Below are 14,870 nucleotides of genomic sequence, written 5' to 3'. Positions count from 1 at the left end.
CGTCAACGATCACGGCCCGCCCCGGTCAGCGCACGGGCAGGCGCAGGGCGAGGAGGGCGATGTCATCGGTGCCGCCGGGTGGCAGCCGGGCGGACAGTCGGTCGCACAGGGTCTCAAGCGTTTCGGGCGCGAGGGCGAGGGCATGGCGGCGCAGTCGGTCGAGCCCGCTGTCCAGGTCGCTGCCCGGAGCCTCGATCAGACCGTCGGTGTACAGCAGGAGCGTGGACCCCGCAGGCAGGGCGTCAGCGGCACTCGGACGACGACTGCCGACGCCCAGGTGGGTTCCGAGAATCAGTCCCTGCCCGGCATCGAGATACTGCGCGTTCCCGTCGGGAGTCAGCAGCAGGGGAGGCGGGTGCCCGGCACTGGTCCAGCGAAGCGTCCAGGGGCCGGTGTCCGGGCCTTCCAACCGGGCGAGGACGAGGGTGGCCATCGGCACGGTCGTGATGGCGTGCATGGCGTCGTCGAGGCGGTCCACGACGGCGCCGGTCGGCCCCGTGTGGTCCCAGGCGAGGGAACGCAGGATGCCCTGCAACTGCGCCATGCCGGCCGCGGCGATCAGATCGTGGCCCACGACGTCGCCGATGACGAGGGCGAGCGTGCCGTCCCTCAGCGTGAACGCGTCGTACCAGTCGCCACCGACCTGCGAGCCGGCCGGAGCGGGCTGATACCGCGCTGCCAGCTGGACCCGGCCGTGCTCGGGCAGCGGGGGAAGAAGGTTGCGCTGCATGGCCTCGGCGACCTCGCGCTGGCGGCCGAACCGGCGTGCGTTGTCGATGACGGGGCCGACCCGGCGGCCGATGTCGCTCGCCACGTCCAGATCGCCGGTGTGGAAGGGCCGTGCCGGGTCGGTGCGGACCAGGGTCAGGGCGCCGGTGACCTGCCGTCCGGTGCCCAGTGGCACCGTGATGACCGATGACGCACCGGTCGCTGAGAGGAAGGCGCTGTGAACCGCGGCCAGGGGAGAGTCGGGCAGTGTCTCCATGTCCGCCCGGTCCTGCCGGATGGGACCGCCTCCGTTCAGCACCTGGACCAGGGGCGAAGGGGCCGTTTCCCCGGCCGGGGGCGGAAGTTGACCATGCCAGTCCTCCTGCTCGGCGTCACGGCCGTCAGGTCCGGTCACGGCCACCCGGTGCACCTGACGGGAGCCGACCCGGAGATCTACGGCCGCCCAGTCGGCAAGGCGGGGAACCAGGAGTCGGCTCAACCGGGCGAGGGCCTCGTCCACCTCCAGGGTCTGACCGAGCACCTCGGTGATCTCCGCGACGAGTGTCAACCGCTCGGCGAGACTCTCCAGAGCGGTCGTACGAGCGGCTCGTTCCGCCTGGTCGGTGCGTTCCGCCTGCTCCGCACGTTCCGCGTGTTCCTTATGGGCATGGCCGTCCGCCGCGGTCTCGGCGATGAGCACGACCATGCCCTGGGAGACGCCGTCCTGCGTCAGGGGAGTGGCCGACCAGGAGATCGGTACCAGCCGTCCGTCATCCCGCAGACACCTGTCGTCGTCCCCGCGCGCCTGACGCCCCTCGGCGAGTGCCCGCAGCAATGGGCAGCGCTCTCGTGCGATCCGGGCGCCTCCCGGGTCCCGATGACACAGGTCATGCAGGTCCTGCCCGTACATCGTCGCTGCCGGGTGCCCCAGCAGCCGCTCGGCGGCCGGGTTGACCGCGACGATCCGCCCGGCCGGGTCGATCACTGTCACCGCCGTGCCCAGCTGCTCGACGACCCGATGCCACAGCCCCGGTTTCGCCGACGAGAGCCGCCGCTCCCGCTCTCCGCCGGACCTCACGCCCTCCACCACGTCGCGCACCCCCTCACGGGACACTCCGCCGCCAGGGCCCGGCCCCCGGGCCACCGGAACTCCGGTGAACCGGTGGTCCCGTGGGAACCCGGCCGCATGGTTGTCACGACGATCCGCTGGGCGATCGGCGCGTGCCGCTACGCCGGCGGGCCGCTGGGGTGGTCCCGATCACCGCCGGTCTCGACCAGGATCTGCCCCGCCTGCCGGAGATGGCCGGTGGCGGACCGCATCGGCCATCGCGGCTCTCGCCGCGGGCGAGGAGCGGGAGGTCGCCCCGGAGGGGGACTCCCGGATGAAAGGGCACTCGTCAAGCGTAGAGCCATACGATGCCCGGCAGCAGGCGTTCGAAGTCACGGTGGGCGCGGTCGCCGGTGTCCTCGAAGGGTCCAGCAGGATCACGGGTAGCGCGCTCTTGTCGGCCGGGATATGGGGCAGGCCCCTGAGTTCACGCACTTCCCCGATCAGTCAGCCGATCACGATACGGAGGGCCGTCGCACGGGATGCCGGACGGCTCACACGTCTCGTGCGTGGCTCAGGCGCCTACGAGGGCAAGTACGCAGCCGCAGTCGCGGGTACTACCGGGTCGGTCCTGATCACATCGGGGCCCACCGCGCCTTTGTGGCCGTCGGCGCCGACGAGCACGGAGGCCGGGTCCTCGGGTTCCCAGTGGAACTGGGGCGGCTTCTGGCCGCCGCCGAGGCGGCGCCGCCCGGGGAGTCCGTCGCGGGCGGGGCCGCGGCCGGAACCGGGACCGTGCTGCCGGGCTGTGGCTCAGGCGTCGATGATGACGGGGATGATGAGGGGCTTGCGGCGGTGGGTGCGGAACGCCCAGTTCGCCACGGCACGGGCGAGGAGCTGTTCGAGTTGGCGCGCGTCCCCGACGCCTTCCTCGGCCGCGGTGGCCAGGGTCTTCTCGATGACGGGGACGACCGGCTCGAAGGTGGCGTCGTCGTGGACGAAGCCCCGGGCCAGGAAGTCGGGGGCCTCGGCGAGCGCGCCGGTGTCCGCGTCGACGATCGCCACCACCGTCACCACGCCTTCGGAGGCGAGGGTGAGGCGGTCCTTGAGGGAGGCTTCGGTGGCGCCGCCGACCTCCATGCCGTCCACGTAGACGTTGCCGGCGGGGACCTTGCCGGTGATGGACGCGCGTCCGTCGACCAGGTCGACGACGACGCCGTCCTCGGCGATGACGACCCGGTCGGGGTCGACACCGGTGCGGATGGCGAGGTCGGCGTTGGCCCGCAGGTGGCGCCATTCGCCGTGCACGGGCATGACGTTGCGGGGTTTGACGATGTTGTAGCAGTAGACGAGTTCGCCGGCGCTGGCGTGCCCGGAGACGTGCACCTTGGCGTTGCCCTTGTGGACCACGTGGGCGCCCCACCGGGTGAGTCCGTTGATCACCCGGTAGATGGCGTTCTCGTTGCCGGGGATGAGGGAGCTGGCGAGCAGGACGGTGTCGTCCTTGCCGATGCGGATCGTGTGGTCGCGGTTGGCCATCCGTGACAGCGCGGCCATCGGTTCGCCCTGGGAGCCGGTGCACACCAGAGTGATCTTGTGGTCCGGGAGCTTCTCCAGTTCCTTCGTGCTCACGACCAGACCGGAGGGGACCTTCAGATAGCCCAGGTCACGGGCGATGCCCATGTTGCGGACCATCGACCGGCCGACGAAGGCGACCTTGCGGCCGTGTTGGTGGGCGGCGTCCAGGACCTGCTGGATGCGATGCACGTGGCTGGCGAAGCTGGAGACGATGACCCGGCGCGGCGCGGTGCGCATCACCTGCTCGATCGCCGGGTTCAGCTCTCGCTCGGAGGTGGTGAAGCCGGGTACTTCGGCGTTGGTGGAGTCGGTGAGGAACAGGTCCACGCCCTCCTCGCCGAGTCGGGCGAAGGCGCGCAGATCCGTGATGCGGTCGTCGAGAGGGAACTGGTCCATCTTGAAGTCACCGGTGTGCAGCACCATCCCGGCCCGGGTGCGGATCGCGACCGCGAGGCTGTCGGGGATGGAGTGGTTGACCGCCACGAACTCGCAGTCGAAGGGCCCGAAGCCACGCCGGTCGCCCTCCCGCACCCGAACCGTGCGCGGCCGGATGCCGTGTTCCTTGAGCTTGGCCTCCAGGAACGCCAGCGTCAGCTTGGAGCCTACGACGGGAATGTCGGACCGCTCGCGCAGCAGGTACGGCACGCCGCCGATGTGGTCCTCGTGACCGTGGGTGAGGACCACGGCCACGATGTCGTCCAGCCGGTCCCGGATCGAGGTGAAGTCCGGCAGGATCACGTCCACGCCGGGCTGGGTCTCCTCGGGGAAAAGCACGCCGCAGTCGACGACGAGCAGCTTGCCCGCGTGCTCGAAGACGGTCATGTTGCGGCCGATCTCGCCCAGGCCGCCCAGGGCGATGACCCGCAGCCCTCCTTCGGGAAGGGGCGGCGCGGCTTTCAGCTCGGGGTGCGGATGACTCATACCCTGACGGTACCCGGAGAGCGGGACAGGTGATCCATTGCCTGTGTGATCCAACGAGCGCTCGACACGACCTCTTCTGCCCGCTGCCCCGGCCCGAGGACAGGAGGGCATCCGCAGCCACAGCGACCGCCGCGGGTGCCGGGGTGGCTTCGCGGGTGGCGCGGGCGGTGAGCACCCCGCCCGCGATTGTTCCAGAGCTGGGGTGAGTCTTCAGGTAGGCCCGGAACTCCATGCCCCGCCCTACGCCGAGCATCGCAGTGCGGCGCTCCGCGCCCAGCTGCACCTACCGCTGTTCGAACGGACCTGCCCGATCTGCGGCCACATGACCATGCGCGTCTGCCACCTGTGGTGCGGCAACTGCCACGCCTACTCGGGGCCCGCCCGCTCCGGCGAGGACACCTGGCCACCTCTTGTCGACTTGTTCACCCCGTGACCTTCCGGAGGTCAGCGACGGCGTCCGATGGTGGCCCGGCTCCCGTCGGTCTTCGTGGCGGCATGACAGACCGACGGAGCACGACCGGTGGCCCAAGTGCTGCTTGGTCACTCAGACCTGACGTCTGCCGCAGATGACAGGGGTGGGACCACGGGTCACCAACCGGTGCGCAGCAGGTGGTTGATCACGAGGGCCAGTACGGCCTGGGCGGCGAGCCAGGCGCGGGGGCGGGGAAGGAGTGCGCAGGCGGGCAGCAGCCACATCGCGAACGGCAGCCAGATGCGTTCGGTCTCCGCCTTGCTCATACCGGACAGGTCGGCGATCAGCAGCGACAGCAGGGCGGAGGCCACCACGAGGGCGAGGCGTGCTTCGGCGGCGGCGGGGAAGGTACCCGGTCGGGTGAGGGCCTCGCCGCGTTGCCGGGTCAGTACGCTGCCCGCGCGCGCCAGGCCCGCGGCCACGGAGAGGCCGGTGATGAGAACGGCGCAGGCGAGGTTCGCCCACACCCAGTAGCCGTACGGCCGGACGCCGCCGGCCCCCTGGTAGTAGCGCGTGACCAGCAGGTGGTAAGCCTCCCACCAGTTGAAGCCGACGGCGGTGAACACAGCGGGGACCACAGCCAGTCCGGCGCAGAGCGGCACCAGCAGGAGGGGCCGCTCCCGTATCCGGTGACGGCCGATCAGCAGCACCGTCGCGGCTGTGAGAGCGAAGAGCGTCAGACCGTAGGAGAGGTAGCAGGTGAGGCCGAACAGAAGCCCGGCAGCCGCCGCCCACCAGGCCGACCCGCGGGTGACCGCCAAGGACAGCAGGGCGACGGCCCACGCGACGACAGCTGCGAAGTACGCGTCGGCCGAGGTGCCCATCCACACCGCGGCCGGTGCCAGTACCAGGAACGGGGCCGCCCGCCTCGCCAGTTCCTCGGTGGCCAGTGCCCGGACCGCGATCAGGACCGCCACGCCCGCCGTGGCGCCGGTGGTGATGCACCAGGCCCCGGCCCAGCCACCGCCGTGCAGCCCGATCCGGTCCAGGAGGACGAAGGTCAGCGTCGCGGCGGGCGGATGTCCCGCGACGTGCGCGGGCCAGTTGTCGGGGGAGTGGAGCAGGATGTGGTGCGTGAAGTCCCGCAGTGTCGCCGGGATGTCGTGGAAGCGCTCGATGACCCGCAGGTATTCGTAGCGGGTGGTGAGGCGTACGGCGACGCCCGTGTGCCAGCCGTCGATCAGCGCCAGTGACCAGATCCAGGCCATGGAGGCGGCCCAGACGGTCCAGGGCAAGGCACGCCAGGGCAGGCGGGCCGCCACGGAGGGTCCGTACGCCACTGTGGCCGCTGCCACCATTGCGGCCGCTGGGGTTCCCGGGCCTGTATGTGGTCCCCAGGAGCCGAGCAGCGGTGGCCAGTCGACACGCAGCGTGTGGTGGGTTCGCTCGATGTGGCGGCCGACGAGGACCGCCGTCAGGACGAGCAGGGCGGCGGCAGCGACGGCGTACATGTCGCGGGAGAGGATGCGTCTCACACGGGAACGCTAGATCGCTGGAAAGGGCGACGCTGTGGTCGGCGGTGCGGGCGTCAGCGGATCGTAAGCACTTCGACGAGTGCGTCGGCCTGCGCTTCTGAGCGCGGGACAGCGCGGGCACCGTCGACGAGACGTCAGTGTTCCGTAAGGGGCTGAGGCGTTCCATGAAGGGCTGCCCATCGGTGGGATGGACGCCATGAGATCGCGCTTCTTCCCGCCCGTGTTCAAGGGCAGGCTGCACGACGCCCGGACGGCGACCTCGATCGGGCGGTGGCTGGGGCCCGCCTTCGCGGTGTGCTTCGTCACCGGCCTGATCAGTCACTACATGCAGCATCCCCCGGGGTGGCTGGCCAACGACCTGCCGAGCCGCCCGGCCTGGGGCTACCGCTTCAGTCAGGGGCTGCACGTGGCATCCGGCATCGCGGCCGTTCCGCTGCTGCTCGCCAAGTTGTGGACGGTCTATCCGCGGCTGTTCGAGTGGCCGCCGGTGCGCTCGGTGCGCCATGGGCTGGAACGGCTGTCGGTGGCCCTGCTGGTGGCGGCGGCCGTCTTCGAGGTGGCCACCGGTCTGCTCAACACCGCCCAGTGGTACCCGTGGCCCTTCTCCTTCGTCCCGGTGCACTACGCCGTCGCCTGGCTGGTCGCCGGATCACTGGCGCTGCACATCGCGGTCAAGGCACCCGATATCCGGGACCACTGGAGCCGGCGGTCGCCGGGCACGCTCGCGCTGCCGGCCGAGGAAGGGGCCGACCGGCGCTCGCTGCTCGCCGCGGTGGCGGCCGCGGCCGGCGCCGTCACCCTGACCACGGTCGGCCAGTCCTTCACCCCGCTGAAGGACCTCGTCCTGCTCGCACCGCGCCATCCGGACCACGGCCCGCAGGGCCTGCCGGTCAACCGGACGGCCGCCGCGGCCGGAGTGGGCCTGATCCACGACGAGCGCTACCGCCTGACAGTCGACGGACCGCGTCCCTGCACACTGACCCTCGACGAGCTGCGCACCCTGCCGCAGCACGAGGCCGAGCTGCCCATCGCCTGCGTGGAGGGCTGGAGCAAGTCGGCTCACTGGACCGGCGTACGGGTCACGGACCTGCTGGAACGGGCGGGCGCCCCGGCGCACGCCCGTGTGCGGGTGGTGTCGCTGCAGACCCGCGGCGGCTACCGGGTCTCCGAGTTGGGCCATGAGCACGCCCGTGACCCGCTGACGCTGCTCGCACTCCGCCTGAACGGTGAGGAACTCACACCCGACCACGGATACCCGGTGCGTCTGATCGCCCCGAACCGGCCGGGCGCGCTGCAGACCAAGTGGGTCGGCCGACTGGAGGTGCTGTCATGAGGATGAGCGTGCTGCGGGTCATGGTGGGCGCTGCCGGTCTCGCCCTGCTCGGCGTCGGCGTGTCCCTGCTGCTGGATGTCCGGGACCTGACGGATGTGCTGGTGTGGCTGGGCGGGGCGGTGGTGCTGCACGACGTACTGATCGCGCCGCTGGTGCTGCTCGTAGGGCTGGGGCTGGTGCGCGGTGACGTACGCGGGCCGGTGCGCGGGGCGCTGCTGGTCGCGGGGGCACTGACCGCGGTCGCCCTTCCGCCGCTGCTGCGCCCGGGGCCGCGCGGCAACTCCTCGGTGCTGCCGCTGGACTATCCGCGCAACTGGCTGCTCGCGCTGGTGGCCGTCGCGACGGTCACGGCTGTGCTGGTGACCGTACAGGGGGTGCGGCGAAGCAGACGACGCCCGCCCTCCTGAGCGACCGGCCTTGATTACGGGTGTCTTACGCGCGGTCGGCAGACCCGGTGCCCGGCCCGGTGGGTTCGTACGGTGGCGCGATGCGAACCCTGCGTACGACAATCCTCGTGACCGCGCCGCCGTTGCTCCTCGCCGTGGCGGGCCTGGTCCACCCGCGCCATCTGACGGGGGGCGACGGCCGGCCAGTGGGCGGGCCTGCATATCGTCCTGCTGCCTGCCTTTCCCCTCTTGTCCCTCGGTCTGCTGGTGCCGCTGTGGGGCAGGCCCGGGCGTGATGCCGACGGCGTTCTCACGGTGCTGGCGTGGGCCGGGTGCCTGGTCTACGCCGCCTACTACTCCGGGCTGGACGCGGTGGCGGGTATCTCCGCCGGAACCGTGGCCGGTCTCGGTGTGCACGGGGTGGTCGGGCACCTGTTCGTGACCGGCGACGAACTGGGCAGGGCCGGGGTCTACGCGCTGACGGTCGCCACCGTCGCCACCTGCGCGGTGCTGCTGCGGCGCGACGGAATCCGGGTGCTGCCCGGGGCCGTGGTGGTACTGGTGGCGTGCTGGTCCTTCCTCGACAGCCACATCTTCTGGCCACGCGGTGTGTTCACCATGCTCGGATTCGCCGCCGGCTTCGCACTGCTGACCGTGGCGGCGTCCCGCGGCGGCCACGCGCCGCCGGTACGGCCGGCCGGCCGAAGGCTTACGAAGTCCTGACGTCCGCTCACCAAGAGGCCCTACGACGCCTGAGCGGCCGTACGGTCGGAGACATGTTGATCCTGGTCACCGGAGGCGCGGGCTTCATCGGTTCGCACATCGTCTCCGCTCTCACCGCCGCCGGGCACGAGGTACGCGTGCTCGACGCGCTGTTGCCCGCGGCGCACCGCACCGCACCGCCGATCCCCGAGGGCGTCGACTGGCGGCACGCCGACGTCCGGGACGCGGAAGCGGTCGCGCACGCTCTTCGGGGCGTGGACGCCGTCTGCCACCAGGCCGCGATGGTGGGGCTCGGCAAGGACTTCGCCGACGCCCCCGACTACGTCGGGTGCAACGACCTCGGCACGGCCGTGCTGCTGGCCGGCATGGCCGAAGCCGACGTGCGGAGCCTGGTGTTGGCGAGTTCGATGGTGGTCTACGGCGAGGGCAGGTACGAGTGCTCACGCCACGGCGTCGTCAGGCCGGCGCCGCGCCAGGTGACCGAGCTGGAGTCGGGGCACTTCGAACCTCCCTGCCCGCGATGCGGTGAGCCGCTCGCCGCGGGGCTGGTCGACGAGGACGCACCCGCCGACCCCCGCAACGTCTACGCGGCCACCAAACTCGCCCAGGAGCACCTGGCCGCGGCGTGGGCGCGGGCGACCGGTGGGCGGACGGCGGCACTGCGGTACCACAGCGTGTACGGGCCCGGCATGCCGCGCGACACCCCGTACGCGGGCGTCGCCTCGTTGTTCCGGTCCGCACTCGAGCGGGGGGAGGCGCCGCGCGTGTTCGAGGACGGCGGTCAGCGACGGGACTTCGTCCATGTCCGTGACGTCGCCGGGGCCAACCTCGTGGCACTGGACGGCCTGCCCGGTCTGCCGGAGGGCGCCCTGCGGGCGTACAACGTCGGCAGCGGAGAGCCGCACACGGTGGGGGAGATGGCCGCCGTCCTGGCCGCCGCCCACGGCGGACCGTCCCCGATCGTCACGGGCGACTACCGGCTCGGCGACGTCCGCCACATCACCGCCTCCTCGCGCAGACTGCGCGAGGAACACGGCTGGGTGCCGGAGGTCTCCTTCACGGAAGGGATGACCGAATTCGCCGGGGCACCACTGCGGGCCGGCTGAACCCGTTCCTACGCTGCTCGAGCCCCCGGCGTGGAACGAGGAGCCGGTGGCCACCTCGCTCTCGCCCACCCGCTCACGTCGGCCGGGACTCAGGCGGCCGCCGGCAGGCGGACCTCGAAGCGGCAGCCGCCGGGGACGTTGCGGACCGCGGCGTGACCGCGATGCGCCTCGACGATGCCGCGCACGATGGCGAGACCGAGGCCCGCTCCGGCGGGCGGGGTTCGGGCGTCCGTGCCCCGCCAGCCGGTGTCGAAGACGCGGGGCAGGTCCTCGGCAGGGATGCCACCGCAGCCGTCGGTCACCGACAGGACGACGCTGTCGGCCTCCCGGCGTGCGGAGACGGCGACCGTGCCGTCGGCGGGCGTGCGGCGGATGGCGTTGACCAGCAGGTTGGCCAGAACGCGGGACATCTCGCGGCCGTCGACCTCCACGGGCACGGGCTCGACCCCGTCCCCGACGAGGTGTACGCCCTGTTCCCTGGCCAGGGCGTACGCTCCGGCGATGGCGTCGCCGACGAGGTCGTACACCGACATCCGGGCGACGTTCAGGGCGAGGACGCCGGCCTGGATGCGGGAGAGCTCGAAGAGGTCGCTGACCATCTCGCCGAGCCGTCCCACCTCGGTCCGGATCCTGGCGTGGTAGACACCGGGGTCGGCGACCATGCCGTCTTCCAGGGCCTCCGCCATCGCCTGCAGCCCGGCCAGCGGCGTGCGCAGGTCATGGGAGATCCACGCGACCAGTTCCCGCCGAGAGTCCTCCAGGGCCCGCTCCCGCTCCCGCGACTGAGCGAGCTTTGCGCTCGTGGCCGCCAACTCACGGCTGAGCTGGGCGAGCTCGGCCGTGGGAGCGGCCGAGGGCGGGGTGAACGTTCCGTCGTCGCCGAGGGCGCGGGTGGCCGCCGCCAGGGCTCGGCTGCCCTTGACCACGCTACGGCCCAGGACGAGTGCCACGACCAGCGAGACGACGGCCGCGATGGAGCAGACCATCGTCACGACCCACAGGTCGTGGTCGGAGAGCAGCATCGCCCAGGACACGAGCATGGTTCCGGCGAGCATCGCGGCGACCGTGACGGCGGCGACCACGGCCAGCGACAGGGCGACGGACCGGTTGCGCAGCAGTCTGAGCACTCCGGTGCCGAGCAGTCCGGCGGCGGCGGCTCCGATCGCCGCGTAGAGCACGATCAGGAACGTGTCACGCAGCATCGTCGGCTCCATCCGCCTCAGGTGCGTCGAAGCGGTAACCCACGCCCCACACAGTGCTGATCAGCCGCGGCCGAGCCGGGTCGTCCTCGATCTTCTCGCGCAGCCGCCGCACATGGACGGTGACGGTGGACAGGTCACCGAACTCCCACCCCCACACGCGGTGCATCAGTTCCTCGCGGCTGGTGGCCCGCCCAGGGTTGCGCAGGAAGAACTCGAGCAAGTCGAACTCCCGGATCGTCAAAGCGAGTTCGACGCCGCGGCGGGTGACGCGGCGGCCCCTGGGGTCCAGGGCGAGCGGTCCCGTCCGCAGTCCTGCCGTGGCCGGTGCGGTCCGCACGGCGGCCGCCACCGCTCCCGCACGGCGCAGCACCGACTCCACCCTCAGGACCAGTTCCCGAGGACTGAAGGGCTTGGTGACATAGTCGTCCGCCCCGACCTCCAGGCCGAGGACGCGGTCCTCCTCGTCTCCTCGAGCGGTCAGCATGATCACGGGCAGGGGGCCGGTCTCGCGGATGCGGCGGCAGACCTCCAGCCCGTCCATGCCGGGCAGCATCAGGTCCAGCACCACCAGGTCCGGAGGTTGCGCGGTGGCCACGGCCATGGCGGCGGGGCCGTCGGCCGCCACATCGACGGCGAAGCCCGCCCGGCCCAGGTATCCGGCGACGACCTCGGAGACGGTCGGGTCGTCGTCCACGACGAGTACGCGTTTCACATCGACGAGTCTCGCACCGGCGATCGGGTGTCACCGACATGAGCAGTGGACGTCAGTGATCCGTAAGGACTGCGGACGTCAGCGATTCGTAAGGTCACCAAGTCCCTTATGTATCTTTTGGGTTCGTAGGGTGAGTCGGGTGATCGAGACACCCCCCTCTTCTCCCGTCCGGGTCGACGTGGTGCTGCCGTGCCTGGACGAGGCCCAGGCCCTGCCCTGGGTACTGGACCGCATTCCGCAGGGCTGGCGCGCGATCGTGGTCGACAACGGCTCCACCGACGGCTCGGCGGACATCGCCCGTGAGCTGGGCGCCCACGTGGTGCACGAGCCGCGCCGCGGGTTCGGCGCGGCCTGCCACGCGGGCCTGACCGCCGCCACGGCGGAGATCGTCTGCTTCTGCGACTGCGACGCCTCCCTGAACCCCGCCCTGCTGCCCGGCCTTGCCGCGCCCGTACTCGACGGTTCCGCCGACCTCGTGCTGGGCCGGAGGCGGCCCACCACGCCCACAGCCTGGCCGGCGCACGCCAGGCTGGCCAACCTGGAACTGGCCCGCCTGATCCGCAGGCGCACCGGTCTGCGCCTGCGCGACCTCGGCCCCATGCGCGCCGCCCGCCGCGAGGCACTGCTCGCCCTCGACCTGACCGACCGGCGCTCCGGCTACCCGCTGCAGATGGTCGTCCGCGCGGCCGACGCCGGCTGGCGCGTGCAGGAGACGGACGTGCCCTACCACCCGCGCACCGGCCGCTCGAAGGTCACCGGCACCTGGCGAGGCACCTGGCACGCGGTACGCGACATGCGTGCCGTACTCGATGAGCAGCCGATCCGCACGGCTGCGGTCGCGAGCGCCCAGGGAGGCGGACGATGAACGCCCCGACGTGGGCGACGCTGCTGGTGATCGCCAAGGAACCCGTGCCCGGCCGGGTCAAGACCCGGCTCACCCCGCCGTACACGCCCCAGGAGGCGGCCACCCTGGCCGAGGCAGCTCTCACCGACACCCTGCACATCGTGCTCAAGACGCCCGCGCGCCGCCGGGTGCTCGTCCTCGACGGTGCCCCCGGCCCCTGGCTGCCGTCCGGCTTCGAGGTCGTACCCCAGGCCCACGGCGGCCTGGACGAGCGGATCGCGGCCGCCTTCGCCCACTGCGACGACGGTCCGGCGCTCCTGGTGGGCATGGACACCCCGCAGATGACACCGGACCTCCTCGCCGAGCCCGCCCGGGACGATGCCGACGCCTGGTTCGGCCCGGCCGCCGACGGCGGCTTCTGGGCGCTGGGCCTCACCGACCCGGCACTGGCCGGGGACCTCGTCCGCGGGGTGCCGATGTCGACGGACCGCACGGGCCTGATCCAGCGGCGCCGCCTCGCCGACGCCGGACTGCTCGTGCACGACCTCCCGGAACTGCGCGACGTGGACACCGCGGCCGACGCCACAGCGGTCGTCGCCTGCTGTCCGCCCGACTCCCGCTTCGCCGCCACCGTGGCCTCGTCCACGGAGGTCGCGCGATGAGCGGGACGGCAACCGGTGCCGGCTCCGCCGTGACCGAGGCCGTGATGCCGAACGCGGCACTGCTTCGGCCGCAAACCCGGGCGACGCGCACCACCGGGGTTCCCGCGCCTACGCGTTCTTCCGACCGGATCCGTCCCGCGGAGCCGGGCGAGGCGTGGACCGACGACCCCTACGCCGACGCGGTACGCGCCGGCCGCGGCCCGCTGTTCCTGCGCCGTCTGCCGGACACCGCGGAGGAGCCGCGGACGATGCCACTGGACATCGAGCGCTGGTGTTCCCCGCCGGACGCCGGTGACAGGAGCGTGCTGCGCCGGTGCACGGGCCCGGTCCTGGATGTCGGCTGCGGACCGGGGCGCCTGGTGTCCGCTCTGGCCGCGCTCGGGGTACCGGCCTTGGGCGTGGACCTCAGTCCGGCCGCCGTCGCCCGTACCCGCCGCCAGGGCGGTGCCGCCGTACGCAGGTCCGCGTACGACCGCTTGCCGGGCGAGGGCCGTTGGAGCACCGCCTTGCTGATGGACGGCAACGTGGGCATCGGCGGTGACCCGGTCGCCCTGCTCGGCCGCGTGCACGAACTGGTCGCCCCCGGCGGCTGCCTGCTGGCCGAAGCTGCACCGCAGGACGTGGACGACCGGTTCATCGCACGCGTCGAGGACGCCCGGGGCAGATACGGCAGGCCCTTCCCCTGGGCTCGCCTGGGCCCAATGGCGCTGCTGCACGCGGCGGACGCGACCGGCTGGATCCTGACGGGCCGGTGGACGGTCGGCGGACGCCCCTTCGTGGAACTCCACCGCCCGAAGCCGGAGCGCGACGACACGGGCCGCATGGCCGCACGAAGGGCGGCGGCGGATGAGCGGTGCTGACCATCCCGTGCCGTGAGCAGCCTCGCTGCAGCCGCGCCGCCAGGTGCGTGCGGCGACGTGCGAGGCTGCGGGCTCGTCGGCGACTGGTCCGGATCTTGACCGAGTGGTCTCACGGGCTGGCTGATCACCGGCGCCGCGCAGCGGTGCCTGCCCCCCGCTTGCGTAGCCTGCCGGGCTGTGTGCGTGGGCCCTGCCGCTTCTGATGAGGCGGCAGGGCCCGGAGGTGGTGGCTGGGGTCAGCGCAGTGCGCCTACCTCGTCTGCTGAGAGTGTCCGCGGGTAGACGTGAACGTCAGTGATGGAACCGGGGAAGGCCCGGTAGGGGGTGGTGGCGGAGGCGCCGTTGACACAGCCGCCGATGGTCAGGGGCATGGCGGAGCCGTACTGGGGGCTGAGGTTGGTGGCGGTCCCCACCAGTGTGCCGTTCTGGTAGAGGGCCATGTTGCCGGTGCTGGAGTCTCCGGCGACCGGCGCCCGGAAGGTGTCGACCAGGTGTGTCCAGGTTCCGACGGGGCCGGAGCCTGGGTCTCCTTCTGCGGTGGGGAAGTCGGAGTTCTCGTCGTTGGTGGTGCTGGTCTGGAACGCTGCCGGTGGCTTCCGGGACGATCAGGTTCGGTGCGATGCTTCTGGGTGCGCGGATCCATGACGAGAGCGCCTGAGAGGCGGTCATCGCTTCCATCCCCTCGAAGCCCGAGACTGCTACGGCCTGAGCACGGCGGCCCCCCCCCCCCCCCCGGGGGGGGGGCCCCCCCCGGGGGAAACCCCCCCCCCCGCGACCGGGGGGGGGAACGGGCGGGTGCCGTCGCGTGAGGCGCCCCCCCCCGGAGGGGGTGCCGCGGGG

At 72.1% G+C, this 14,870-nt stretch carries 13 protein-coding genes and 2 pseudogenes; 9 read left to right on the top strand and 6 right to left on the bottom strand.

Annotation, left to right across the window (positions count from 1 at the left end; genetic code table 11):
• Positions 1–25 precede the first annotated feature (25 nt).
• The gene (locus ACFY01_RS02505) at positions 26–1,807 is read right to left on the bottom strand and encodes a SpoIIE family protein phosphatase (protein WP_390733764.1); all 1,782 of its coding nucleotides are present in this window, start codon (positions 1,805–1,807) and stop codon (positions 26–28) included.
• A gap of 430 nt (positions 1,808–2,237) precedes the next feature.
• Here ACFY01_RS02505 and ACFY01_RS02500 point away from each other — a divergent pair.
• Positions 2,238–2,512 (top strand): annotated as a pseudogene (locus ACFY01_RS02500) (GNAT family N-acetyltransferase); the annotation flags it as partial.
• A gap of 57 nt (positions 2,513–2,569) precedes the next feature.
• Here the strand turns inward: ACFY01_RS02500 and ACFY01_RS02495 are convergent.
• Entirely contained in the window at positions 2,570–4,255 is a 1,686-nt protein-coding gene (locus tag ACFY01_RS02495) for a ribonuclease J (protein ID WP_390733763.1), read from the bottom strand.
• 202 nt (positions 4,256–4,457) lie between these two features.
• Between ACFY01_RS02495 and ACFY01_RS02490 the strand changes: the two genes are divergently transcribed.
• Entirely contained in the window at positions 4,458–4,688 is a 231-nt protein-coding gene (locus ACFY01_RS02490; RefSeq protein WP_390733762.1) for a hypothetical protein, read from the top strand.
• 155 nt (positions 4,689–4,843) lie between these two features.
• Here ACFY01_RS02490 and ACFY01_RS02485 read toward each other — a convergent pair whose 3' ends face one another.
• Positions 4,844–6,202 carry a hypothetical protein gene (locus ACFY01_RS02485; protein WP_390733761.1) on the bottom strand — a complete coding sequence of 453 codons (1,359 nt, stop codon included), beginning with the start codon at positions 6,200–6,202 and terminating at the stop codon, positions 4,844–4,846.
• Between the two features lie 196 nt (positions 6,203–6,398).
• Between ACFY01_RS02485 and ACFY01_RS02480 the strand changes: the two genes are divergently transcribed.
• From ACFY01_RS02480 to ACFY01_RS02465, 4 genes are all read left to right on the top strand, one after another.
• Positions 6,399–7,535 (top strand): molybdopterin-dependent oxidoreductase, encoded by a 1,137-nt coding sequence (locus ACFY01_RS02480; RefSeq protein ID WP_390733760.1) that lies wholly within the window; start codon positions 6,399–6,401, stop codon positions 7,533–7,535.
• A gap of 2 nt (positions 7,536–7,537) precedes the next feature.
• On the top strand, positions 7,538–7,942 hold the full coding sequence (locus ACFY01_RS02475; protein WP_390734027.1) for a hypothetical protein: 405 nt from the start codon (positions 7,538–7,540) through the stop codon (positions 7,940–7,942).
• Positions 7,943–8,170: 228 nt separating this feature from the next.
• Entirely contained in the window at positions 8,171–8,644 is a 474-nt protein-coding gene (locus ACFY01_RS02470; RefSeq protein ID WP_390733759.1) for a hypothetical protein, read from the top strand.
• Between the two features lie 53 nt (positions 8,645–8,697).
• A complete protein-coding gene (locus ACFY01_RS02465; RefSeq protein WP_390733758.1) occupies positions 8,698–9,750 on the top strand; it encodes an NAD-dependent epimerase/dehydratase family protein in 1,053 nt (350 codons plus the stop codon).
• A gap of 89 nt (positions 9,751–9,839) precedes the next feature.
• Here ACFY01_RS02465 and ACFY01_RS02460 read toward each other — a convergent pair whose 3' ends face one another.
• Positions 9,840–10,952 (bottom strand): sensor histidine kinase, encoded by a 1,113-nt coding sequence (locus ACFY01_RS02460; protein ID WP_390733757.1) that lies wholly within the window; start codon positions 10,950–10,952, stop codon positions 9,840–9,842.
• Complete coding sequence (locus tag ACFY01_RS02455) at positions 10,942–11,664, bottom strand: response regulator transcription factor (RefSeq protein WP_390733756.1); 723 nt, start codon at positions 11,662–11,664, stop codon at positions 10,942–10,944. Before ACFY01_RS02455 ends, ACFY01_RS02460 begins: the two co-directional genes overlap by 11 nt.
• A gap of 139 nt (positions 11,665–11,803) precedes the next feature.
• Between ACFY01_RS02455 and ACFY01_RS02450 the strand changes: the two genes are divergently transcribed.
• From ACFY01_RS02450 to ACFY01_RS02440, 3 genes are read left to right on the top strand one after another with little or no spacing between them, the layout of a single operon-like run.
• Positions 11,804–12,529 carry a glycosyltransferase family 2 protein gene (locus ACFY01_RS02450; protein ID WP_390733755.1) on the top strand — a complete coding sequence of 242 codons (726 nt, stop codon included), beginning with the start codon at positions 11,804–11,806 and terminating at the stop codon, positions 12,527–12,529.
• On the top strand, positions 12,526–13,170 hold the full coding sequence (locus tag ACFY01_RS02445; RefSeq protein ID WP_390733754.1) for a DUF2064 domain-containing protein: 645 nt from the start codon (positions 12,526–12,528) through the stop codon (positions 13,168–13,170). Before ACFY01_RS02450 ends, ACFY01_RS02445 begins: the two co-directional genes overlap by 4 nt.
• The gene (locus ACFY01_RS02440; RefSeq protein ID WP_390733753.1) at positions 13,167–14,030 is read left to right on the top strand and encodes a methyltransferase domain-containing protein; all 864 of its coding nucleotides are present in this window, start codon (positions 13,167–13,169) and stop codon (positions 14,028–14,030) included. Before ACFY01_RS02445 ends, ACFY01_RS02440 begins: the two co-directional genes overlap by 4 nt.
• Before the next feature lie 236 nt (positions 14,031–14,266).
• On the opposite strand, the pseudogene ACFY01_RS02435 reads toward ACFY01_RS02440, so the two are convergent.
• Positions 14,267–14,587 (bottom strand): annotated as a pseudogene (locus ACFY01_RS02435) (LamG-like jellyroll fold domain-containing protein); the annotation flags it as partial.
• Positions 14,588–14,870: the final 283 nt, after the last annotated feature.

The organism is Streptomyces sp. NPDC001480, from assembly GCF_042894725.1.
In the GTDB taxonomy this organism is placed as follows: Bacteria; Actinomycetota; Actinomycetes; order Streptomycetales; family Streptomycetaceae; genus Streptomyces.
This window is presented reverse-complemented; position numbering and strand designations above follow the sequence as displayed.

Coding starts and splice junctions, on each gene's coding strand:
- ACFY01_RS02495 (WP_390733763.1), bottom strand. CDS start 4,255: ATGAGTCATCCGCACCCCGAGCTGAAAGCCGCGCCGCCCCTTCCCGAA.
- ACFY01_RS02480 (WP_390733760.1), top strand. CDS start 6,399: ATGAGATCGCGCTTCTTCCCGCCCGTGTTCAAGGGCAGGCTGCACGAC.
- ACFY01_RS02475 (WP_390734027.1), top strand. CDS start 7,538: ATGAGCGTGCTGCGGGTCATGGTGGGCGCTGCCGGTCTCGCCCTGCTC.
- ACFY01_RS02465 (WP_390733758.1), top strand. CDS start 8,698: ATGTTGATCCTGGTCACCGGAGGCGCGGGCTTCATCGGTTCGCACATC.
- ACFY01_RS02460 (WP_390733757.1), bottom strand. CDS start 10,952: ATGCTGCGTGACACGTTCCTGATCGTGCTCTACGCGGCGATCGGAGCC.
- ACFY01_RS02445 (WP_390733754.1), top strand. CDS start 12,526: ATGAACGCCCCGACGTGGGCGACGCTGCTGGTGATCGCCAAGGAACCC.
- ACFY01_RS02440 (WP_390733753.1), top strand. CDS start 13,167: ATGAGCGGGACGGCAACCGGTGCCGGCTCCGCCGTGACCGAGGCCGTG.